Annotated in this window: 20 protein-coding genes; 9 read left to right on the top strand and 11 right to left on the bottom strand. The window is 32.2% G+C overall.

Annotation, left to right across the window (positions count from 1 at the left end; translation table 11 throughout):
• Positions 1-262: 262 nt before the first annotated feature.
• Together LPB87_RS03880 and LPB87_RS03875 are read left to right on the top strand one after the other, a co-directional pair.
• A complete protein-coding gene (locus LPB87_RS03880) occupies positions 263-988 on the top strand; it encodes an ABC transporter ATP-binding protein (protein WP_129539862.1) in 726 nt (241 codons plus the stop codon).
• Positions 982-3,393: an ABC transporter permease gene (locus tag LPB87_RS03875; RefSeq protein ID WP_230605012.1), complete on the top strand. Its 2,412-nt coding sequence runs from the start codon at positions 982-984 to the stop codon at positions 3,391-3,393. The genes LPB87_RS03880 and LPB87_RS03875 overlap by 7 nt, the downstream gene beginning before the upstream one ends.
• Positions 3,394-3,490: 97 nt before the next feature.
• Here LPB87_RS03875 and LPB87_RS03870 read toward each other — a convergent pair whose 3' ends face one another.
• Both LPB87_RS03870 and LPB87_RS03865 read right to left on the bottom strand, forming a co-directional pair.
• Entirely contained in the window at positions 3,491-4,480 is a 990-nt protein-coding gene (locus LPB87_RS03870) for a phosphotransferase (RefSeq protein WP_230605011.1), read from the bottom strand.
• A gap of 49 nt (positions 4,481-4,529) precedes the next feature.
• A complete protein-coding gene (locus LPB87_RS03865) occupies positions 4,530-5,606 on the bottom strand; it encodes an ionic transporter y4hA (protein ID WP_230605010.1) in 1,077 nt (358 codons plus the stop codon).
• A 415-nt stretch (positions 5,607-6,021) separates the two neighbouring features.
• Here LPB87_RS03865 and LPB87_RS03860 point away from each other — a divergent pair, with 415 nt between their 5' ends.
• Positions 6,022-6,579: an AAA family ATPase gene (locus LPB87_RS03860; protein WP_230605009.1), complete on the top strand. Its 558-nt coding sequence runs from the start codon at positions 6,022-6,024 to the stop codon at positions 6,577-6,579.
• Between the two features lie 6 nt (positions 6,580-6,585).
• Here the strand turns inward: LPB87_RS03860 and LPB87_RS03855 are convergent, their stop codons facing one another.
• The 3 genes from LPB87_RS03855 to rplU all read right to left on the bottom strand — a co-directional run bounded on the left by LPB87_RS03855 (position 6,586) and on the right by rplU (position 8,775).
• The gene (locus tag LPB87_RS03855; RefSeq protein WP_230605008.1) at positions 6,586-7,878 is read right to left on the bottom strand and encodes a hypothetical protein; all 1,293 of its coding nucleotides are present in this window, start codon (positions 7,876-7,878) and stop codon (positions 6,586-6,588) included.
• Positions 7,879-8,055: 177 nt separating this feature from the next.
• The gene (gene rpmA, locus LPB87_RS03850; protein WP_007805051.1) at positions 8,056-8,316 is read right to left on the bottom strand and encodes a 50S ribosomal protein L27; all 261 of its coding nucleotides are present in this window, start codon (positions 8,314-8,316) and stop codon (positions 8,056-8,058) included.
• A 24-nt stretch (positions 8,317-8,340) separates the two neighbouring features.
• Positions 8,341-8,775 carry a 50S ribosomal protein L21 gene (rplU, locus tag LPB87_RS03845; RefSeq protein ID WP_129539866.1) on the bottom strand — a complete coding sequence of 145 codons (435 nt, stop codon included), beginning with the start codon at positions 8,773-8,775 and terminating at the stop codon, positions 8,341-8,343.
• 269 nt (positions 8,776-9,044) lie between these two features.
• On the opposite strand from rplU, the gene LPB87_RS03840 reads away from it, so the two are divergent.
• A complete protein-coding gene (locus LPB87_RS03840) occupies positions 9,045-10,367 on the top strand; it encodes a pitrilysin family protein (protein ID WP_129539867.1) in 1,323 nt (440 codons plus the stop codon).
• A gap of 13 nt (positions 10,368-10,380) precedes the next feature.
• Positions 10,381-12,429, top strand: a complete 2,049-nt coding sequence (locus LPB87_RS03835) for an insulinase family protein (RefSeq protein ID WP_230605007.1) — start codon at positions 10,381-10,383, stop codon at positions 12,427-12,429.
• A 128-nt stretch (positions 12,430-12,557) separates the two neighbouring features.
• On the opposite strand, the gene LPB87_RS03830 is transcribed toward LPB87_RS03835, so the two are convergent.
• Complete coding sequence (locus tag LPB87_RS03830; RefSeq protein ID WP_230605006.1) at positions 12,558-13,424, bottom strand: DMT family transporter; 867 nt, start codon at positions 13,422-13,424, stop codon at positions 12,558-12,560.
• 104 nt (positions 13,425-13,528) lie between these two features.
• Here LPB87_RS03830 and LPB87_RS03825 point away from each other — a divergent pair, with 104 nt between their 5' ends.
• Complete coding sequence (locus LPB87_RS03825) at positions 13,529-13,906, top strand: heavy metal-associated domain-containing protein (RefSeq protein WP_129539869.1); 378 nt, start codon at positions 13,529-13,531, stop codon at positions 13,904-13,906.
• Between the two features lie 76 nt (positions 13,907-13,982).
• On the opposite strand, the gene gldD is transcribed toward LPB87_RS03825, so the two are convergent.
• From gldD to mutY, 4 genes are read right to left on the bottom strand one after another with little or no spacing between them, the layout of a single operon-like run.
• Positions 13,983-14,546 carry a gliding motility lipoprotein GldD gene (gene gldD, locus LPB87_RS03820; RefSeq protein WP_230605005.1) on the bottom strand — a complete coding sequence of 188 codons (564 nt, stop codon included), beginning with the start codon at positions 14,544-14,546 and terminating at the stop codon, positions 13,983-13,985.
• A gap of 4 nt (positions 14,547-14,550) precedes the next feature.
• Complete coding sequence (locus tag LPB87_RS03815; RefSeq protein ID WP_230605004.1) at positions 14,551-15,846, bottom strand: gliding motility-associated protein GldE; 1,296 nt, start codon at positions 15,844-15,846, stop codon at positions 14,551-14,553.
• A 23-nt stretch (positions 15,847-15,869) separates the two neighbouring features.
• Positions 15,870-16,310 (bottom strand): single-stranded DNA-binding protein, encoded by a 441-nt coding sequence (gene ssb, locus LPB87_RS03810; RefSeq protein WP_129539872.1) that lies wholly within the window; start codon positions 16,308-16,310, stop codon positions 15,870-15,872.
• A 49-nt stretch (positions 16,311-16,359) separates the two neighbouring features.
• Positions 16,360-17,394, bottom strand: coding sequence for an A/G-specific adenine glycosylase (gene mutY / locus LPB87_RS03805; protein ID WP_230605204.1), 1,035 nt, complete (start codon positions 17,392-17,394; stop codon positions 16,360-16,362).
• A 131-nt stretch (positions 17,395-17,525) separates the two neighbouring features.
• Here mutY and LPB87_RS03800 point away from each other — a divergent pair, with 131 nt between their 5' ends.
• From LPB87_RS03800 to LPB87_RS03790, 3 genes are all read left to right on the top strand, one after another.
• A complete protein-coding gene (locus LPB87_RS03800) occupies positions 17,526-17,816 on the top strand; it encodes an HU family DNA-binding protein (RefSeq protein WP_024981932.1) in 291 nt (96 codons plus the stop codon).
• A gap of 386 nt (positions 17,817-18,202) precedes the next feature.
• Positions 18,203-19,747 (top strand): ribonuclease E/G, encoded by a 1,545-nt coding sequence (locus LPB87_RS03795; RefSeq protein WP_129539873.1) that lies wholly within the window; start codon positions 18,203-18,205, stop codon positions 19,745-19,747.
• 138 nt (positions 19,748-19,885) lie between these two features.
• Positions 19,886-20,659, top strand: a complete 774-nt coding sequence (locus LPB87_RS03790) for a hypothetical protein (protein WP_230605003.1) — start codon at positions 19,886-19,888, stop codon at positions 20,657-20,659.
• A 7-nt stretch (positions 20,660-20,666) separates the two neighbouring features.
• Here the strand turns inward: LPB87_RS03790 and pbpC are convergent, their stop codons facing one another.
• A complete protein-coding gene (gene pbpC / locus LPB87_RS03785; protein WP_230605002.1) occupies positions 20,667-23,042 on the bottom strand; it encodes a penicillin-binding protein 1C in 2,376 nt (791 codons plus the stop codon).
• Positions 23,043-23,068 lie beyond the last annotated feature (26 nt).

The following is a 23,068-nucleotide window of genomic DNA, read 5'->3' as shown; positions in this document are numbered from 1 at the left end:
TTTGGACGAAAGATGTCCAATTATGGACAGTATGGATTTTATTTAAAAAATAAAAACTTAAAAACAAGGTAGTTACAATGTTTAAAATTTTGGCATAAAAATCACATTAGAGTTTGTAAATCACTAATTATTAACACCTTTCAAAAGTAAAAATAACAAAATAAACATCTATAAATTGCATTGTGAAATATCTTAATTTTCAGATGTGTTTCTTTTGCTTCGTTGATGAAAAATAAAAAACTTAAACACTAAAAAAACAACCATGATCATTATTAAAAAACTTTCAAAAATATTTAGAACCGAGGAATTAGAAACCAACGCATTAAGTGAAATTTCATTAACGATTAACCAAGGCGATTTTGTTTCGATCATGGGGCCATCTGGGAGCGGAAAGTCAACTTTATTAAATATTGTTGGTTTACTCGATAGCGCTTCTGGTGGAAGTTATTTACTCCTTGATCAGGAAATGGTCGGATTAAAAGAGAAATTAAGATCTAAAGCCAGAAAAGAAAATATTGGTTTTATTTTTCAGAATTTTAATTTAATTGATGAAATATCAGTTTACGACAATATCGAATTACCATTAATCTATAACAACGTCCCAGCATCCGAAAGAAAAACAAAAGTTCAGGAAATTGCCAATAAGTTAAATATCGCACATCGATTAAAGCATTATCCACAACAGCTTTCTGGTGGGCAACAACAGCGTGTTGCAGTAGCAAGAGCTTTAATTAATAATCCGAAAATAATTCTTGCCGATGAACCTACAGGAAATTTAGACAGTAAAAACGGAAATGAAGTAATGGAACTACTCACCGATTTACATGCTAATGGCGCAACCATTTTAATGGTAACTCATTCTGATTATGATGCTTCTTTTTCTCAAAAAACAATTTTAATGAAAGACGGAATTATACTTTCGGAAAAAACAAACAATAGAAATGTTGATGTTTTTATAGCTAACCCTAAAAAACTAGAATCATGCTAAAAAATTGGATCAACATATTTATCTACCATATCAAAAACAACAAACTTTTTACTGCTTTGAATGTTTTGGGATTGAGCATTGGAATTTCTGGGTTAATTTTTGCCATTTTGTATTGGAACAATGAGCATTCATATGACCAATGGAATCCCGATAAGGATAAAATCTTTTCTGTTATGAATGATATTGGAGAAGGCAACATCTGGTCAGTAAATCCAGCAACAATCGCACCCATATTAAAAATAACCTCTCCAGCTTTAGATAGTTATTGCTACACCCAAGTTGAATACTATAAAGAGACAATTACATATAATGGAAAACGGGAATTATTAGACAAAATTTATACTGCACAAAGTACTTTTTTTACTTTTTTCCCTTATGAATTTATTCATGGCAACGGAAAGACTGCTCTTAAGGACCGCAATAGCATGGCTCTATCTGAAGAAACTGCTTCTCGATTATTTGGTAATGAAAACCCTACGGGCAAGCACGTAAAATATTTAGACAAACTATTTGTCATTAGAGGAGTATATCGATTAAATCATAAATCGTCTGTAATGCCTGCAGCAGTAACTACTATAATAGAGGAAGATTTAGCGAAGAATAAAGATAAATGGAGTTACAATTTTGGATTGATGGTCAAATTAAAGAAGGAAAGTGATACCACTTCAATCATTAAAGATTTAAATACCATCTTTATAGACAAGTGCCTAAAAATACAGGCAAATCAAGAAGGTTTATCTGTTGAAAATTATATAAAAAAATATGGCGAACCAGTTAAATCAAGTTTGCTTTCCCTACCCAATACCAGACTGCACAAAGGGAACGATCCTTTTCCTGGAGACAGTGGAAATTTACAATTCTTAAGAATATTGATGGGACTATCTGTTCTAATCTTATTGCTTTCGATTGTAAATTACATCAATTTAGCTACAGCCAATGCGGTAAAGAGAGCCAAGGAAGTAGGAATCAGAAAAATTGTTGGCGCAGGAAAATCACAAATCATAACTCAATTTGTATTTGAAACAGCATTAATTACTCTTTTTTCTCTTTTATTAGCATTAGTAATCGTAGAACTTACCTTGCCTTTTTATAATTCTTTCTTAAACAAAGATCTTATACTCGAAGGATCCCAATTTTACATTCAATTAGTATTAATTTTTACAATTGTAATTGTTGTTGCCGGAGTTTTACCTGCAATATATGTATCTAATTTTGAACCATTAAAGGTTTTAAAAGGAAATTTTTCTCGTAGCAAAAATGGAATATGGTTACGAAATGGAATGCTAGTTTTACAATTTACTATTGCTACGTTTTTCATTATTGGCTCATTTATAGTTTACCAACAGGTAAAATATATGACTGAGAAAGATTTAGGTTTTAAAGGTGCACAAGTTATAGATGTGATTTTTAAGAGCAAGGAAGGCAAAGACCAATACGACAGATATAAAATAATTAAACAACAAGCACTAAATATTAAAGGTGTCGAAGCAGTTTCGGCAGGGTTATTTTCTATTGGTAGTGATGAAAATTCCTGGGATAACTTTTCATATAAAAGCAATAAGGGAGTTTTAGTTCAGCGAATGGGAGTTGATTATGGAATGTTGAATATATTAGGCATCAAAATAGTAAAAGGAAGAGATTTAACCGATACATTTTCTTCGGATACAATATCCAACGTTTTACTTAATGAAACGGCTGTTAAAACAATGCATGAAGCCAACCCAATAGACAAAGTAATTAATTGGAGAGGAAAAAACTATAAGATAGTAGGTGTCGTAAAAGACTTCAATTATTTTGGACTTGAAAACAGAATAAGCCCAATGATTTTTATGCATTTAACTACCAATGCTATCAGAAAAGAGGTCTTACATAATATTTCTTTTAAAATAGCTCCACAAGATATGTCTAAAACTATCGCTGCTCTTGATCAATTTTGGAGAACAAACGTAGATGCAGAATATCCATTCGAATACAATTTTGTAGATAAAAATTTTGCTAGAAAGTACAAACAATACAAGAATCAAAGCCTTTTATTTTCTTTACTAAATATCATTGTTATTCTTATTGCTGTATTTGGATTATTTGCTTTAGCCTCTTTCTCAATGGAAAGGCGATTACGAGAAATTGCAATTCGAAAAACACTCGGTGCAGAGACCAATATTTTACTTCAAGAATTATCAAAACAATATATTATATTTTGTGTGATTGGTTTTGCAATAGGAATTATTCCTGCCTATTTTTTATTAGAAAAATGGCTTGAAAATTTTGCTTATCGTATCAGCATTCCTATTCTGCCGTTTATAATCGCTTTTGTATCATTATTGTTTCTAACGCTGACAATCGTTTTAGCCAAAGCCTATCAAGTAACAAAAGTTGATGTTTTAAAATATTTAAAATATGAATAAAACCAAGCCATTATTAACTACAAAAACTCCTTAATTTCTTAAGGAGTTTTTGATTTATATAAAAAATTCTTCTTGTCTCTAATGCTATTAGAAGACCTTATTGAATTTTAATTTTATTGTAATCAATCCATCGTTTTAAATTACCTGTAAATCTTTTTAAATGATCCTCATTCAAAAAGATATTTGTCCAAGTATCAAATCTGTCGCACTGCACACTAATATAGTACAACATAACTCCCAAGCAAACCAATGGCAATATTCGTTTTTCTTCTTCACTTATTTCAATTATGGATTCATAACCTTTAAGGAAACTTTCTGCTTTTATTTCGTAATCCTTCTCATTTGGATTTGTAACATACAGCTGAAACAAAAAGTATGAAATATCCAGACATAACCATCCATTACCACAGAAATCGAAATCAAAAAACGTTATTTTATTATCTTCATTAAAATGCATATTATCAAACCATACATCTAAATGAACTGCTCCAAATCTAACTTCTTTATTTTTTATTTTAGCAAACTCCTTTTGAAGAAAATTAGCTAGATTTTTCAGAAAAAGGATTTCGTCAGTTTCTTTTTTAAAAAACGCCTGTGTTCGCTTAATCGAATCTATCAGCAAAATACTTTCGTTATAGGTCACTCTTTTTAATTCAAAATTTTGAGCTGACTCATGAACTTTGGCTAAAGCCTGACCAATAAAGAAACTTGTTTCTTCGTTAAATCTTGCTGATTTTGCACCATCAGCAAAAGAAAACAACACCCCAAATCTTTTTCCTTCGGGAGCATTTAATTCCTGTATATATTCATTTGTATTGTCTGCAATTGGATACGAAACCGAAGCCTTATTTTTCGACAAATAAATCAAAAGCCTCAATTCTTCAGCTATCTCTGTTTTTGTTCTCCAATCAAAATTATAAACACGAAAAACATACTTTTCATCAACATCTGTAACCATATAAACATGATTCATTGCTGTTCTAAAAAGAGTACATTCAGTATGCTTACTTAAACCATATTCTTGTTGCAATAACTCACCAAGCTTGCTAGCTGAAAGTACGGAACTTATTACTGGAAATTGTAGCATTCTTTTATATTTTATCTGTCATTTCAATACTTTACTAATTTATCTACCATCAAGGATAAATCATAAGGAATACAAAAGCAAATAAATTAACCAAAAGTACTACACCATAAACAATATTAGATTTTCCTTTACTTAATGACAACATTACAGTAAACACCGATAATGCTAACAAAACAATAGATTTAATATCAAGACCTAAGATAATAGGCATATCCATCATGATACAAACTGCTGCAACACTAGGAATAGTTAACCCAATACTTGCCAAAGCAGATCCCAAGGCCAAGTTTATACTAGTTTGAAGTCTATTTTTTCTCGCTGCTATGATAGCCGCAATTGCTTCGGGCAATAAAATAATTGCTGCAATTACTACCCCTACCAAAGTTTTTGGCAAACTATAACTAACAATAATGCTCTCGATTGTAGGAGAAAGAGTCTTTGCCAACAACACAACAATTCCTAAACTTATAATAAGAAAAGTAAGACTTGTAAAGAACACCTTGTTATTAATAACTATAGGCTCAGCTGCATCTTCATTTTCATCATCTCCAATTGTCAGGAAATATTGTCGGTAGCGACTCGTTTGTGCAAACAAAAAAGAGGCATAAATAATAAGACAGGCTGCTGAAGCAAAAACTAATTGCGGTACTGAATAGTAAGATCCCAAAACACTTTCTGTAAAAGTAGGAAACACCAAGGTAAATACTATAATCGATACTAGCGATACCAAACCAATGGTTACTGAAGAAACAGAAAAATTCTGTTCATAATGTTTCAATCCACCGATTAAAAGGCACAATCCAATAATACCATTAAGAATAAGCATTGTTGCTGCAAATACTGTATCTCGAGCGAGCGAAGCTGCTGCTGAACCCTCTGACATCATTAACGAAATAATAATCGAAACCTCAATAACAGTTATTGATATAGCCAAAATAATGGTTCCATAAGGCTCTCCCACTCTTTCTGCAATTATCTCGGAATGATGTACTGCCGACATAACACTGAGGATTAGTAGTATACTTGCTACTATTTGAAAAATACTGCTATTCTCTACAAGTCCGCTAAAAAAGAGAACCCAGGATAGTATTGGAATAATAATTGTCCACTGAAGTAATTGTTTCATTTTTTTAATATATAAATACTTGAAATTAATTTTTCGCCAATAGATTTTATCATAAATTGGCTTTATATTCCCAATATATAACTTTTTTCGCTAAAATCAGTAAAAAACTACATTATATTTACTATTTTGTCATTATCTTAATCATTTATTAAAACCACCTCTTTAAACTTATTCCCTATAAGTCATAGACAAAATAGTTCATAAACAAGTCCTTAAGAACTCACAAACCGCTAAAAAAACTAAGCTGTTTTTATTTATTTTTATATTCAAACCTCTCTCTTAAATAAAACTTTATTTTAATATTAACACGTATCAAAGCACATAAAAAAATAGCTAATAATTCAACAGAATCATTTTCTTATACTCCAAGAACAGTGATTTTTTCGTCTCAAACAATAAAATTAAATAAGTTAAAATGAACAAATCAATCCCTCTATTTATCATTACTGGAGGACCAGGAGTTGGCAAAACAACTATAATCGGAGAATTAAAAAGAAGGAATTACAATTGCATAAATGAAGTTGCTCGTAATATAATTAAAGAGCAAGCAAAATCAAATGGCGAAGCTTTACCTTGGGCAGATAAAGAAAAGTTCACATTATTAATGCTAAAACGTTCGATTGAAAATTATATCGAAAACAAAGATAATTCGTTCATTACTTTTTTTGATCGAGGAATCCCAGACACGCTAGCCTATACAGAACTAATCAAATTACAGCCTTCTGCACAACTAACAAAAGCCGTTAAAATGTATCGTTACAATCCAATTGTGTTTGTCCTACCCCCTTGGAAAGAAATATACCAAACAGATTCTGAACGCAAACAAACTTATCAAGAAGCAACTGACACCTATGAAGCAATAACAAATACTTACAATAATTGTGATTATCAATTAATCGAAGTACCAAAATTAGACGCAAAGAAAAGAGTTGATTATATTCTGTCTATAATTGAAAAAAGACAATTTACATAACTGGAGTTATATATAATAGCAATTCAAAAGAAATAAAATACCTTTAGCCAGTAACCATAACAATACTGCCATTCCTAGATAGCTCCATGCCCATTTACCAGCTCTTCTGTTCCAACTAAAATAATACATTACAACCTCCCAGTATTTTACAATTACAAATACACACAAACCTATTAATCCCACCCAAATCATTTCTACCGATTGGATATAAAAACTACAGATTAAAACAGAAAGTAAAAAAAGGACTGTAACAAATTGTAAATAAATATAATTTTTATAATTATGCTTATAATTAACCTTTAGAGACAGAATAAGAAAAGACGCCATTAATAAAGAGGTCAATGCCGTTATAAAATATGACAAGACTTCACTTGACAGATACAAAAAAACTGCATCAATCAATAAAACCAAAACAGTACAAGTTGCCAACGAGTAAATACTTCTTTCAATACGAGGATCCTTATAAGGAATCAGAACTGGATATATATATTTTTCAAACGGGCGCCAAATAGGCAAAGCATAAACAGCCACAAGACTTGTTATAACAACTTCATAATAATACAGTTTATCTTGAGGCACTTTATACAAAATAAACAAAATAGCAGAAGTTACAATAATCGCAGGAAAGCAAATTGTCTTTATCACTTTCCACTTATTGTTCTCCCAGAAATTATCTCGTATTTCATGTATATACCCCTTTACAAGATACTCTTTAGTAAACAAGGCTGTTGATTGACTCCAGACCAAAAAGATTCCAAGATGCGCGAGAACAGTACGCAAAACCATATCATCAACTTTGCAAGTCATAAAAACACAAGCAACACCAATCAATAGCAATTCATAAGTAAGTAAAACTTCTGAAAATAATACTTTAAACAAAGGCTGGAATTGCCTGATGAGAATCTTTATAATGAGACCCCAATAATTACGCATCAATGCAATTACCGCACATACTGCAATAAATGTGGCCAAATACAACATCCAACTTGTAAGCGATTGTGCTTGCATCCATAATTCTATAGAAGAATTTTTCGCAGGAATATACAACAGCTGAGAATTCATAAAGATTTCCTTTGCCAATGCATCTCTTACATGATTATCGAAAGCTGGGAATTCACTTTTATGTTTCAGCCAATACAGTTCTCCATCAACACCATTATTTTGCAAGACTGCAAATTCATACAGCACTTTTTTTTGAGCTTCATTTAATAATACAATCTCATTAGGAGCATTCTTAGGATCATTCCCTGCATACACACCAGTACAAAAAATTAACAGAAGCAATATTATTCTTTTCAAAACTAACGTAAATTTATCCAATCAAAAATACTAATAATAAATCTATACAAATCAGAACAAGAATAACTTTTAACATAAAAGGACTACAAAAACAAGCTTTGGAATGCAATTAATTTCATAAAACAAAAAACCCGTTCGCTAAGCGAACGGGTTTTGTAATAATATATAATCTAGTTATTATGCTTCGAATGGAAGTATAGAAACGTATGATTTATTATCTCTTTTCTTTTGGAACTTTACAACTCCATCTACTCTTGCGTGTAGAGTGTGATCTTTACTAATGTAAACGTTTTCACCTGGATTATGTTTTGAACCTCTTTGTCTAACGATGATGTTCCCAGCAATAGCAGCTTGTCCTCCAAAAATCTTAACGCCTAAACGTTTTGATTCTGATTCTCTACCATTCTTCGAACTACCGACACCTTTCTTGTGAGCCATGACGTATGAGTTTAAATATTGTTATTATTCTTTAGTAGCTTCTTTTTTTGCTTTTGGAGCCGCTTTTTTAGCTTTAGGAGCCGCTTCTTCAGTAGCTACTTCTTCTGCTACAACTGCTTTCTTAGCTGCTGCTTTTTTAGTTCCTCCAGCTGCAGTAATACCTTCAATTACAATTTGAGTAAGATATTGTCTGTGACCATTTCTCTTTTTGTAACCTTTTCTTCTTTTCTTTTTGAAAACGATTACTTTGTCTCCTTTTAAGTGTTGTAACACTTTAGCTTCTACAGAAGCACCTTCTATAGCTGGGGCGCCTAAAGTAATATTCCCATTATCATCTAATAAAAGAACTTTGTCAAAAGAAACTTTTGAACCTTCTTCATTAGCTAATCTGTGAACATAAACCTTTAAGTCTTTGCTTACTTTGAATTGTTGCCCTGCTATCTCTACGATTGCATACATACCAAATTGATTTATTGATTTTTAAGGTTGCAAATATACAATTAATAATTTACTGTGCAATTTCTTAATGCAAAAATATTCCACTCTTTTTAATCCCTGTTTTTCAATTGCTTTCAATTTACCCTAAAACACCATTGTAGTAAAATACTGTTAAAAATTAATCAAAAAAAAATCTATTATGCCATTCTTAATCAAAATAAGTTATTTTTGATGTAACTATTTCTAATTAATCATTACCTATTAAGTGTAATAAAAAATTATTAACCTTTATGAAAAAATCAATAATTATGTTAAGTGCGGCGCTTATGTTAGGAGGAGTGGCATCAGCTCAAAAAGTAGCTTTTGAAGAATACGATTTAGATAATGGCTTGCATGTTATTTTACACAATGATTCCTCGGCACCAGTCGTAATAACTTCTGTAATGTACCATGTAGGATCAAAAGACGAAACTCCAGACAGAACTGGTTTTGCACATTTTTTTGAACATTTATTATTTGAAGGAACAGAAAATATTAAACGTGGTGAATGGATGAAAATTGTGACTGCCAATGGCGGAACCAATAACGCTAACACATCTGACGACAGAACTTATTATTACGAGGTTTTCCCATCTAACAACTTAGAATTAGCACTATGGATGGAATCAGAAAGATTGATGCATCCTGTTATAAATAAAATTGGAGTTGACACACAGAACGAAGTTGTTAAAGAAGAAAAAAGAACTAACTATGACAACCGTCCTTACGGAAATATTCTTACTGAGGTAAAGAAAAATATGTTTAAGAACCACCCATATCGCTGGACAACAATCGGATCCATGAAAGATCTTGACGCGGCGACTCTGGACGAATTCAAAGCTTTTAATAAAAAATTCTACATTCCAAACAATGCTGTTTTGGTAATTGCAGGAGATTTTGATAAAACAAAAACAAAAGAATGGGTTCAAAAATACTTTGGACCAATCAAAAAAGGAGAAAAACTTCAAAAACAAACTTTTACAGAAGAGCCAATCACTCAACCTATAAAAGCTAAATACGAAGATCCAAACATCCAAATTCCGATGCTTGTTGCTTCATACCGTACTCCATCTATGAAAACCAGAGATGCAAGAGTTCTAGATTTAATCTCTTCTTACCTAAGTGATGGAAAAAGCTCTAAACTTTACAAAAAAATAGTTGACGACAAAAAAATGGCTTTACAAATTGGAGCTGTTGGTTTTAGCCAAGAAGATTACGGCATGTACATTTTATATGGTCTACCTATGAACCCTTACACATCTGATGATTTATTAAAGGAAATTGATGAAGAAATTGTAAAACTTCAAACCAACTTGATTTCTGAGAAAGATTACGAAAAATTACAAAACAAGTTCGACAACAATTATGTTAACTCAAACTCAACTGTTGAGGGAATTGCCGAAAACCTAGCAAGTTACTACCTACTTTATGGCGATGTAAATCTTATAAACACTGAGATCGATCTCTATCACTCAATAACAAGAGAAGAAATTAGAGATGTTGCAAAAAAATATCTAAATCCTAATCAACGTTTAATTTTAGACTATGTTCCTACTACGAAGGCACAAAATTAAGACTCTTAGAATCATGAAAAAAAGAAACATTATTTTAATCCTATTATTCGTAACAGGAATTATGCAAGCACAAGATCGTCCACAACCTAAACCAGGTAAATCACCAATAGTAAATATTAAAAAACCACAAACCTTTGTTTTGGCAAACGGAATGAAAGTTTTGGTTGTTGAAAACCACAAATTACCTAGAGTAAGCTTTAACCTAACCCTTGACAACGCTCCTTTTACAGAAGGAAACAAGAAAGGAGTAGATGAGCTAACAAGTAATATGATTGGCGATGGAACAAAAAAAACAAACAAAGAAGCTTTTAACGAAGAGATAGATTTTTATGGAGCGAATATTAATTTCAGCTCAAGTGGTGCTTTCGCAAGCTCTCTTTCTAAATATTCAGGAAGAATCTTAGAATTATTAGCTGAAGGTGCTTTACAGCCTAATTTTACTCAAGTAGAATTTGACAAAGAAAAAGCAAAACTCAGCGAAGGTCTTAAAGCTGAAGAAAAAAGCGTACCTGCTATCGAAAGAAGAGTCGTTGACGCATTAGCATTTGGAAAAAATCATCCTTCTGGAGAATTCATCACTGAAGAAACCTTAAAAAACATAACACTGGCTGATGTAGAAGAGAATTACAAAAAATATTTTGTCCCTGAGAATGCCTATTTGGTAGTTATTGGAGATATAAAATTTAAAGAAACTAAGGCAGCTGTAGAAAAACTTTTTGGAAAGTGGGAGAAAAAAACACAACCAAAAGACACTTATCCTGCTCCTATAAACGTAGCTAATCTTCAAATTAACTTTGTTGATGTTCCAAATGCTGTACAATCAGAAATAGCATTAGTTAACACCGTAAATTTAAAAATGAATGATCCAGATTTCTTTCCTGCAGTAATTGCTAATCAAATTTTAGGAGGAGATTTTAACAGTTATTTAAATATGAATTTACGCGAAGCACACGGATGGACATATGGCGCTAGTTCAGGTCTAGGAAGCGGAAAATACACTACTAAATTCAAAGCCGCTTCTGCAGTAAGAAATGCCGTAACGGACAGTGCTGTAGTAGAATTTGTAAAAGAAATTAAAAGAATCAGAAGTGAAAAAGTTTCGGACGAGATTTTAAAAACTGTTAAAGCAGGATACATAGGTAGATTTGTAATGCAGGTTGAGAAACCTCAAACAGTAGCTAGATATGCATTGAATATAGAAACTGAAAATCTCCCAAAAGATTTTTATGAAAAATACATTCAAAACATTAACAATGTAACTCCTGATGAAATACTTAGAGTAGCCAATAAATATTTCCTAATTGACAATATGAGAATTGTAGTTACCGGAAAAGGATCTGAAGTAATTCCAGGTTTAGAAAAACTAAATATTCCTATTAGTTATTTTGACAAGTATGCTAATCCTACTGAAAAACCATCATTAAAAAAAGAGGTTCCTAAAGGAGTAACTGCCAAAAATGTATTCGATAACTACATAAAAGCTATTGGTGGAGAAAAAGCTGTTGCCTCTGTAAAAACTATTGCAATGCTAGGATCAACAACCATTCCTCAGGCACCATCACCATTAACATTCACTTCTAAAATGGATGCTAAAGGAAAAATGATGGTTTCATTAGCTATGGGACCTATGAACTTAATGAAACAAGTTGTCAATGAAAAAACTGCTTACATTGAACAACAAGGACAACGAAAAAATCTTGAAGGCAAAGATCTTGCTGAAATGAAAGCTAGTGCTGTTCCTTTTGAAGAACTACAGCTTTCTAAAAAAGATGGATTAGTAATTGACCGTGTCGAACCAATTAATAATAACGATGCTTATGCTATAGTAGACGGCAAAACAACCTACTTTTTTGACACAAAATCCGGATTAAAAGTTGCTGAAGCTAAAGTAGCCGAACAAGCAGGAAAATCAATAACACAAATTACAAATTTTGGTGACTATAAAGAAGTAAAAGGAGTTAAGGTACCTTTTAATATTATTCAAAATGTAGGCTTTGAATTAAACATCAAAATGTCGGAAGTAAAAATCAACGAAGGAGTTTCTGACGCTGATTTCTTATAGAAGAAGCTGAAATACTAAAATTCTTAAAAGCTTTGTCAAAGTTTAAACTTTGACAAAGCTTTTTTTTGTGTTTTACTTTTCACAAAAAACCAGCTTACTTTTTACGAATATCAGCCCACAATTAAAACTCACTTCTTCGCCGACAGATAAACTCCTACTAAAACAATGAAAGCTCCCAGAAGCTGAATTGGCGTAAGCATCTCATTATCCAAAAATCCCCAGAAGAAAGCTATTATCGGAATTAAATAGGTCACTGAAGTTGCAAATACAGGAGATGACATTTGTATTAATTTAAAAAACAAAACGTTTGCAATACCCGTCCCAACTACTCCAAGAACAACAATAAAGAAAATAGAATACTGGGCATTTTCGTCATACATTACTTCATGAAATCCTGAAAAACTTAATATTACAATTGCAGGAATTAATAACACCATAAAATTCCCTGTAGTAATACTCAGCGAACTCAAGTCTGACAAGTACTTCTTTATCAAGTTTACATTTATTGCATAACAAAGTGACGCTACAACTACTAAAATGGCATAGTAATAATTTTGCTCAGGATGACTCATTGCTCCATTAAAAACCAAAAGCAAACAACCTACCAAACCAATAAAAACACCAAAAATTTGTCGTCTCTGAGATTGCATTCCAAAAATAAACACTCCTATTACCAAAGTATTTAATGGAGTTAACGAATTTAAGATTGCCGTAATCGAGCTATCAATTTCCGTTTCGGCAATTGCAAAAAGATAGGCAGGTGTAAATGTTCCAAAAAAAGAAGTTAACGCAATAAATTTCCATTGGCGTTGCGGAATTTTAGCCAAGCTTTTAAAACCAATCAATAGCAAAAATAAGGCAGCAAAAATAATTCGCAAAGAACCCAACTGAATCGCTGTTAAACCTATTAATCCTTTTTTTATCAATATAAAAGAACTCCCCCAAATTAGAGCCAATCCTATTAAATAAACCCACTTTACTTCTTTTAAACCCATATCACCTCTTTTAAAGCAAAATTGTAATAAATTTATGAATTCTCCATTCGATTTTTATTAATTTTGCAAACAAATCCTGTCGTAAACTATTAAAACAAAACAATATGAAAATCGTAAAATCAATCGCAACTTTAGCAATTGCAAGCCTTTTATTTATAAGTTGCAAAAAGAATGAAACAGAAACTAAAGAAGTAACTACAACTGAAACTGTTGCTCCAAAAGCAAATAAAGAAATTGCTGCTCAAAATGTACAAACCGCAAGTTTTGAGATTGAAGGAATGACTTGTGCAATGGGATGTGCAAAAACTATCGAAAGCGAGTTAGCTGACCTTGATGGTGTACAAGATGCTAAAGTAGATTTTGACAAAAAAACTGCTACTGTAACTTTTGACAAAACTGTTCAAAATCCTGAAAACTTAACTAAAATAGTTCAAGCTACTGGTGACGGTAAAACATATAAAGTTTCAAACATGAAATCGTAATTCAAACGATTTTAATGATACAAAAAAAAGAGCATTCATAACGAATGCTCTTTTTTTGTATCTGTATTTCTTATAATTACTTCCATTTAATAGTTTCCATCAGATGTTGCATATCATTTTTAATATAACTCGCTGCAGGCATGATTGAATCAAAATTTGGCTTAGCATAAAAATAAACTGAACCCGTCACAAAATGCTTAATACTGTCTGTGATATAAAATTGAGAGTTTGTAGCAGCATTTCCGTCAACTTGATAAAACATACCATAAGCTTTTTTATCAGGGTTTAAATACGGCTGTTCTAATATATCATCCGCTTTTATAACATGCTCGTAAGTTAGCTTCTGAGCATCTTTCAATAATTTATTAATATCATTATTGACAGGTTTATAAGTAAGGTAAATCGTAGCTTTCATTTTTGGATATGAAATCATGAACCCGCAATCTTTTTCCCCTTTTATAACCGCATCTGCATTTATCTCAAAAGCAAAAGGACATTGGTTTTCAAAATTTACATATTTAGCTTCTGCATAATCCAGTCTCAAATAACTTGCTGGCTTAGGCACAACATCATCTTTGCAACTTACTACAGTCAATGTTATTATAAAAATCGTGATTATGGCAATTGATTTTTTAAGCATTTTGTTATTCTATTGTTACTTTTATTTGTTTTATTCTTTTACTATCCACTGATTCTATCGTAAAAACACAGTTCTGAAAAGTTATTTTTTGATTCTTCTTTGGAAAATTCCCTATGATTTCCAAAATAAAACCTCCTAATGTTTCGGCTTCTCCTTTTTGTATTTCAAATAAGTCCTCATCAACATCTATAATTCTATAAAAATCTTTAAGATTTATCTTTCCTTCAAACAGGTAATTCTTATCATCAATTTGAGAAAAATTAATGTGTTCATCATCAAACTCATCACTTATATCTCCTACTATTTCTTCTATAACATCCTCTAAAGAAACTAACCCAGAGGTTCCACCGTATTCATCAACAACAATTGCTAAATGGCTTTTCATACTCTGAAAATCTTTCAGTAAATTGTCTAATTTCTTATTCTCTGGCACAAAAAATGGCTCTCGAATAAGTGTAGCCCAGTCAAAATCTTTTTTATCTATATATGGAAGCAAGTCTTTAACGAACAAAACCCCTTCAATCTGATCAATATTGTCTCGGTAAACTGGAATTCTAGAATATCCTTTTTCGATAATTTTAGGATATATTGCTTCAAAAGACTCTGAAATCTCTAATGCAAAAATATCAATCCTCGGACTCATTACCTGTTTTGTATCTGTATTTCCAAAAGAAACAATCCCTTCTAATATTTTTTGTTCTTCAGTTGATGTATCTTCTGAATCAGTAAGTTCTAAAGCCTGAGACAATTGCCCTACTGAGAAACTCGTCTTTTGCTTCCCTAATTTATTATGCAAATAAATTGTTGCTGAACGCATTGGCAGACTAATAGGAGAAAGCAATTTATCTAACAAAGCTAATGGATATGCTACTCGCTGTGCAAATTTAAGATTATTACGACTTGCATAAACCTTTGGCAAAATTTCACCAAAAAACAATATCAAAGCAGTAACCAAAATCACTTCTAGAATAAATTTCAACACTGGAGAAATCACTGCTCCAAAAATATCTCGACCTACAAAAGAGAACAAAATAACAACTCCAATATTAATAAAATTATTGGCCACAAGAAGTGTCGCTAAAAGCTTTTTGGGTTTATCCAACAGGTTAGAAATTATTCTTCCTTTGGATACGTTTTGTTGTAATGCCTCATCAATATCTTTTTGAGACAACGAAAAAAGTGCTACTTCGGCGCCTGAAACAATGGCCGAACAAAAAAGTAAAATAAATATTCCAAGAAAACCAACAATCAGGTCGGTATCTAAGATGTTTGCAACGTATAAACTGGGCTCTGGGTCCAAATTAAAAAGAATTAGTTAAACAATCAGAATGGCAAATCATTTATTGGTAAACCATCATTCGAGGCGTCAAAGTTAGTGTTTTTTGACGATTCTGAAGAAGGATTCTGCTTCTGCCCTTCAGTCTCTTTTTTAGTTGTCAAGAAAGTAAACTCTGTTACTTGTATCTCGGTCGTATGTTTCGTCGAGCCATCTTCGGCTTGCCATTGGCGTGACTTTATTCTTCCTTCGATATATATTTTATCTCCCTTTGACAAATATTTTTCACAAATTTCTGCGGCTTTATTACGCACAACAAGATTATGCCACTCTGTTGAAGTGATCTTCTCATTGGTTGTTTTATTTATATAAACCTCATTAGTTGCCAATTGAAATCGCCCAATGCAATTCCCACCATCAAAATAATGCATTTTTACATCGTCACCTAAATGACCTATCAACATCACTTTATTTAATGTTCCGTTCATGACTTACTATTGTATTTCTATCAAAGATACATTTTTTTAGAAAATTATTTTATTCTGTTTCAATAAAATTATGAATCACTATAGGAAAAGGATATGTTTTTAAATCCTGCGCATTAATCCCATTTATAATTGTCTCATTAATTTTTATTTTCCAAAATTTAATATACAAATGCTGGTGTGATAATTTATGAATAATACTTTTTGGATTACATTCTTCTATTCCTATAATAGAGTACGCAACAAAAAACTCTTCTTTAATATAAGCTGCTATAAAATCAAAATCTTTTTCAGCATCTGTTTCCAACAGTGGAAACTCATACAAATTGTGCCAGATTCCTTTTGCTGTTCGTTTTTGCAAAACAGTATTACCTATTTCATCCTCAACAACCAGATAATTAAAATATCGAGCCGTTACTTTTAGTTTTTTAGATTTAACCGGCAACACATCAACTTTTTTCCGCTGTAAAGCTGCACAACTATCATTAAACACACAGACCAAACAATTTGGACTTTTGGGTACACATTGTAACGCTCCAAACTCCATTATAGCCTGATTAAAAATTGCGGGATTATCTTTCGGCATTAATTCATATGCCAAAGCAGCAAATTCTTTTTTAGTCGAAGCTAGAGCAATATCTGTTTCAACATCGAAGTAACGTGATAAAACACGAAACACATTTCCATCCACAACAGGAACAGCTTCATTATAAGAAAACGATGCTATAGCAGCTGCTGTATATTCTCCTACTCCTTTTAATTTTAATAATTCAGCATAAGTTCCAGGAAACACTCCGTTTAATTCATTTGCTACAAACTGTGCTGTTTGATGCAAATTTCTAGCTCTCGAATAATATCCTAATCCTTGCCAAAGTTTCAAAACCTGCTCTTCATTGGCGTTAGCCAAATCAAAAACAGTAGGAAATGCTTTTGTAAAAGACAAAAAATAAGGCATTCCTTGCGCTACTCGGGTCTGTTGTAGCATTATTTCTGATAGCCAAATAGGGTAAGAATCGGTAGTATTTCGCCATGGCAAATCGCGTTTATTTTGTAAATACCATTTTATCAATTGTTTAGAAAAATTCATCATTAAATATTAGACAACAAAAGTAAAAGTTTATGTAATTAAAATTTAACGAATTAGCTTGAATATTTGTTTTTTTAATTCCTATATTTGCAAACTCAAAAAATAGTATACCATTATAAATAGGAAAGAAAATGACGAAAGCAGATATCGTAGCGAAGATTTCAGAAAAATTAGGTCTTGAAAAAGGTGACGTTCAAGCAACTGTAGAGACTTTTATGAATGAAGTAAAAACTTCATTAGAAACTGGAGACAATGTTTATTTAAGAGGGTTCGGTAGTTTTATTGTAAAAACCAGAGCTGAGAAGACTGGAAGAAACATTTCTAAAAATACCACTATTAAAATTCCAGCACACAACATCCCTGCGTTTAAACCTGCAAAAGTTTTCGTAGAAGGAGTAAAGACAAATAACGAAGCAAAATAATACTATTAATTAATCATAAAATCGATAAGATATGCCAAGTGGTAAAAAAAGAAAGAGACATAAGGTAGCAACGCACAAACGTAAAAAAAGAGCGAGAGCTAACCGTCACAAGAAGAAAAAGTAGTTTTAAACTACTTTTTTCTTTTTAAACGTTCATTGAAATTGAAAATTAGTTACCAGTCATCAATACACAGTACTCAGTCTACTGATTACATAAAACTGCTTACTGCCTGCTAATTTTCCCCGGGTTCAATACCTGTTAAAAATATTGTTTAATCCATCCTTACAATTCAGTTATGAGTTATATGTTATGAGTTTAAGAGTTGCAAAGCTATGAACTGAAAACTGTGAACTGAAAACTAAAAAGTTCGGATAAAAATTTACAAATGAATAAAGAATTAATCATTAGATCAAGTTCTGATTTCGTAGATTTTGCCTTATTAAAAGATGGAAAACTAATTGAATTACACAAAGAAGAAGAGAAAAGCAATTTTCAAGTTGGCGATATTTTTATAGCCAAAATAAGAAAACCAGTTGCTGGACTTAATGCTGCTTTTGTAAATGTTGGCTTTGAAAAAGATGCCTTTTTACATTATCATGATTTAGGACCTAACTTAGCTTCTCAATTGAAATTCATAAAACTTGTAAGCGCAGGTAAATTAAAAGATTTCTCCCTAAAAACCTTTCAGTTTGAAAAAGAGATTGATAAAGACGGCACCATTACTGATATTTTAAGTGCTAATCAATCTGTTTTAGTACAAGTCGTAAAAGAACCAATATCTACTAAAGGTCCAAGAATTAGTGCAGAACTATCTTTGGCTGGACGTTTTATTGTTCTGGTTCCTTTTTCTGACCGTGTTTCTATTTCACAAAAAATAGAAGACAAAAAAGAAAAGGATCGCTTAAAAAAACTTGTATTATCGATCAAACCTAAAGGATTTGGTGTTATTGTTCGCACAGTAGCCGAAGGCAAAAACGTAGCCGAATTAGAAAAAGATTTGCAGAACCTGCTTAGCAGATGGACTGCAATGTGTAAAAAATTACCAACTGCTCATCATCCATCCAAAGTATTAGGAGAACTCAATAGAGCTTCTTCAATATTAAGAGATGTATTTAATGATACCTTTAGTGGTATTCAAATTGATGACGAAGAGTTGTACCATCAAACGAAGGATTATCTGCAAGAAATTGCACCTTCAAAACAATCGATTGTTAAGTTTTATCAATCAAATGATACTCCAATTTTCGAGAAATACAACATTGAGAGACAAATCAAGACTTCTTTTGGGAGAACTGTTTCTATGAGTAAAGGGGCTTATCTTATTATCGAACATACTGAAGCTTTACACGTTATAGACGTAAATAGCGGAAACCGTTCTAATAAGGCCACTAATCAAGAAGACACAGCCATGGAAGTTAATATGATTGCTGCTGCCGAAATCGCTAGACAATTACGTTTGCGTGATATGGGTGGAATAATCGTAGTTGATTTTATTGATATGTCTAATCCTGAAAACAGGAAGATTTTGTTCGACTTCTTGCGAGAAGAAATGAGCGACGATAAAGCAAAACATAAAATCTTACCGCCTAGCAAATTTGGATTAGTTCAAATTACAAGACAAAGAGTAAGACCCGAAGTAAACATTAAAACTAGAGAAGAAAATCCTAACAATGAAAATGGCGAAATTGAAGCGCCAATTTTAATCATTGACAGAATCACTGCTGATTTAGAAAGACATTTAAAAACCCACAAAAAAGTTGTGCTTAACACACATCCATTTGTGGCAGCTTACCTCTGTAAAGGTTTTCCATCAATACGTTCAAAATGGTTTTTTGAATATAAAAAATGGGTGAAAATTATACCTCGTGACGCTTACACGTACTTAGAATATCATTTCTACGATAAAGACGGAAATGTTATTAAAGAATAAAACAAGAAACCGCCTTTCGAAAGATTGGCGGTTTTTTTGTACCTATAAATTAAAGTTTAGAATATTTTAAGTATTTCAAACAAACCGTTCAAACAAAAGCATTTTTCTTACATTTGAGATCTGTTTAAATTATCAAAGATGTATCTAACAAAATACTTAAATTATTTCATAGTAGCTTTTGTTTTACTCTCTACAAAAGCATTCGCTCAAAATGACACTCTTTTTTTTGACAAAAATTGGAGAACTACCGACAAAGAATTAGCTATTTACTATAGAATCAAACCTGTAAAAACAAAAGCAAAAAATGTTCTTGGTTACAGAATAGCTAATATTGATTCTGTTTATATAATTAATGACTATTATTTAAAAAGTAATAAAATACAATTTGAAGGTTATTCAAAAGACCCTGAAGGTGAATATTTAGTTGGTAATGCAAAATGGTACAATGAGGACGATAGTAAATCCTACACAAGAGAGTTTAATTATAAACAAAACAACAACGACTCAAGATTCAGAATCCCTCAGTGGCCAATCTTTTATGCAAGTTATTCGATTGCAACAAAAAGTCAGCTTACTGGCGGTTTAGAATTTTGCTTAGATTGCAAAGACAAAAACAAACTTTTTTTGGGCTTAGGATATGGAATTACCAGTTATGATGGTAAATACTATGGTTTACCTGACTTACATTTATCCTATAACTTAAAGGAATTCCTATTCATAAAAACGGGCGGTTCTGATAAAAATGCCTATGCATTGGCTGGTTTAACATTATTAAACATGATCGATTTAGGTTTTGGTTATTCCGTATCATTTAACAGAGAAAAAAATCCTGTAATTAAAGGTTTTACTTTTGGAATTACTATTCGGTTCACCAGGAATAACGATGCTTATGGTAAACTAAAAGTAATGTAACCCTCACTTATTCCCTCACAACCTCAACTTTTCGTCTTATTTCATTCCCAAATTCATCTACAACTGTAATATAATGAAATCCAGCTGTCATCACAATTGGTTTTTCATGAAAAACTTTAGTCACTCCTTTGTAAACATTATCCACATACCAAAACAATTGACTTTCTCTTTGTGAATACGCCACTCTAAAAATTACAGGTTGCACTTCACTATTGAAATTTTTGGTTAAATAGATTTTACTATTCGCTTTAGGATAAATAAAATCCATAGAAGCTGTTTGAGTGCCTGTACAATTATCTCTGAATGGCGGTAATGGCATATATTCGATATGCTTACTTTTATAATACCATGCCATTACAGGAGGCAAAACAAACCAATTCTTCACAACTATATTTTCGATACTTTCACAGCTACTATTTACCTGAAACTTTTCGGTTTGGTCTAAATGTACTGTTTTATGATACGGGCAAATTGAAGTCGTTTTTCCTTTTACCGTAACCCATTGCTTTATTTTCGGACAGCCTTCTTTAGCTAAATATCCACTTAAACGACAAACTTCAACCTCATCCAAATCCTTATAGGGAGTTGCAAACCATTTTTGCCTTGGTAATAAATTAAACACATCAAATAAAATTGGAGCTGCACTTGTAACTCCTGTTAATGTTGGTCTTCCTTCTCCTGTTGCATTTCCTACCCAAACTCCAACTACATATCTAGAATTTGTTCCTATTGCCCATGCATCACGATTACCAAAACTTGTACCTGTTTTCCAAGCTATCTTAAGTGAGCTGTCATAAAACTTCCAGGCTTCATCTCCTTCTGGCCTGTTTACCTCTTCCATGGCGTTATACGTTAACCAAATTGAACCTGCACCTAAGATATTCTTCTGCGTACTTTCGTCTCCAAAATCAGGCTCAAAATCGTTTTCATAATTTAGCTCTGTAAACTCATTTGTTCGGTACTTTCCATTACTTTTATTAAAATAATTTACTGTCGATGACATCCCTGCATAACTACGGCATAAATCCCATAAATTACTCTCAGCTCCTCCCAGAATAAGTGACAGCCCATAATGATCTGGCGGTTTAGAAATATTTTTTAATTTAAATTTTTGCAGTTCTTCATAAAATTTATTTACTCCAAAATCTTGTAACATCAAAACCGAAGGAATATTAAGCGACCTTGATAATGCCCGATGCGCTGGCACTGCCCCATCAAATGTTAGGTTGAAATTTTGTGGTGTATAACCCGCAATCTGCGTTGGTACATCGGCAACTAATGTGTTCGGCAATAACTCTCCATCATCCAGCATTGCAGCATACAATAAGGGCTTTAAAATACTTCCTGTACTTCTTGGTGCATCTATTATATCAACATCTTTTTGATGATCACTATTTGTTGGAGAATTCCCTACATAACTTATTACGTTTCTATTGGATACATCAATTACCAAAATAGCCAAATTACTAACCTCATTCTGCTTGTATTGATTGTAATAGTATTTTGCAATTTGATTTACTCTATTTTGCAAATCAAAGCCTATCGTAGTTTTTACTCTAACTCCTTCTTGATTTTTAGCCACTCGTTGCAATAAATGAGGTGCTATTTGTGGCAGATCATATGGTTTTCGAGGTAAAGGCTCTTCTATAGATAGTTCATAAGTTTGTCTATCAATAATTCCTTCCAGATTAAGCTTACGCAAAAGGCGATTACGCTTCTCTAATAATTTTATTTGGTTCTTTCCTGGATAAATTAAACTTGGTGCGTTTGGTAAAACTGCTAAAGTCGCATTCTCTGCCCACGATAACTGATTTGATTTCACTCCAAAATACCTCCATGAAGCCATTTCTAGACCAACTACATTTCCTCCAAAAGGAGCGTGAGCTGCATACAGCTCTAATATCTCATCTTTTGAATATCCTAATTCTAATCTTATCGCAAGAACAACTTCTATCAGTTTTTCAAAATAAGTCCTTCCTTTTCCTTTTCTCGACAATCGGATTACTTGCTGTGTAAGTGTACTTCCTCCTCGAACAACCTTTCCCGCTTTTCTGTTTTGTTTAATAGCATTGACCATAGCAACAGGATTAAAACCTGGATGCTTATAGAAATATTCATCTTCAAAATATACTATACACTTCTTAAACTTATCAGGAACACTATCTTGTGCAGGAAAACGCCATTGTCCATCACGAGCAATCTTCGCTCCTAACAACTCTCCTTCTTTACTCTCAATAACCGTAGAATAGGGTTCTTGAAATAATGTTCGTGGTAATGAAAAATAATAAATCACCACTAACAAAAATGCTAGCAGTGATTTTATCTTATTCTGTTTTATCCAATTTATAATGCGTTGAAGGAACGCTTTTAATTTATTTTTCAAATCTTCTAATGTAATTTTAACCGCAA

The sequence above is a fragment of the Flavobacterium sp. EDS genome, from assembly GCF_020991525.1.
GTDB lineage: Bacteria > Bacteroidota > Bacteroidia > Flavobacteriales > Flavobacteriaceae > Flavobacterium.
The sequence above is the reverse complement of the archived record's forward strand: the minus strand, read 5'-3'. Positions and strand labels throughout refer to the sequence as shown.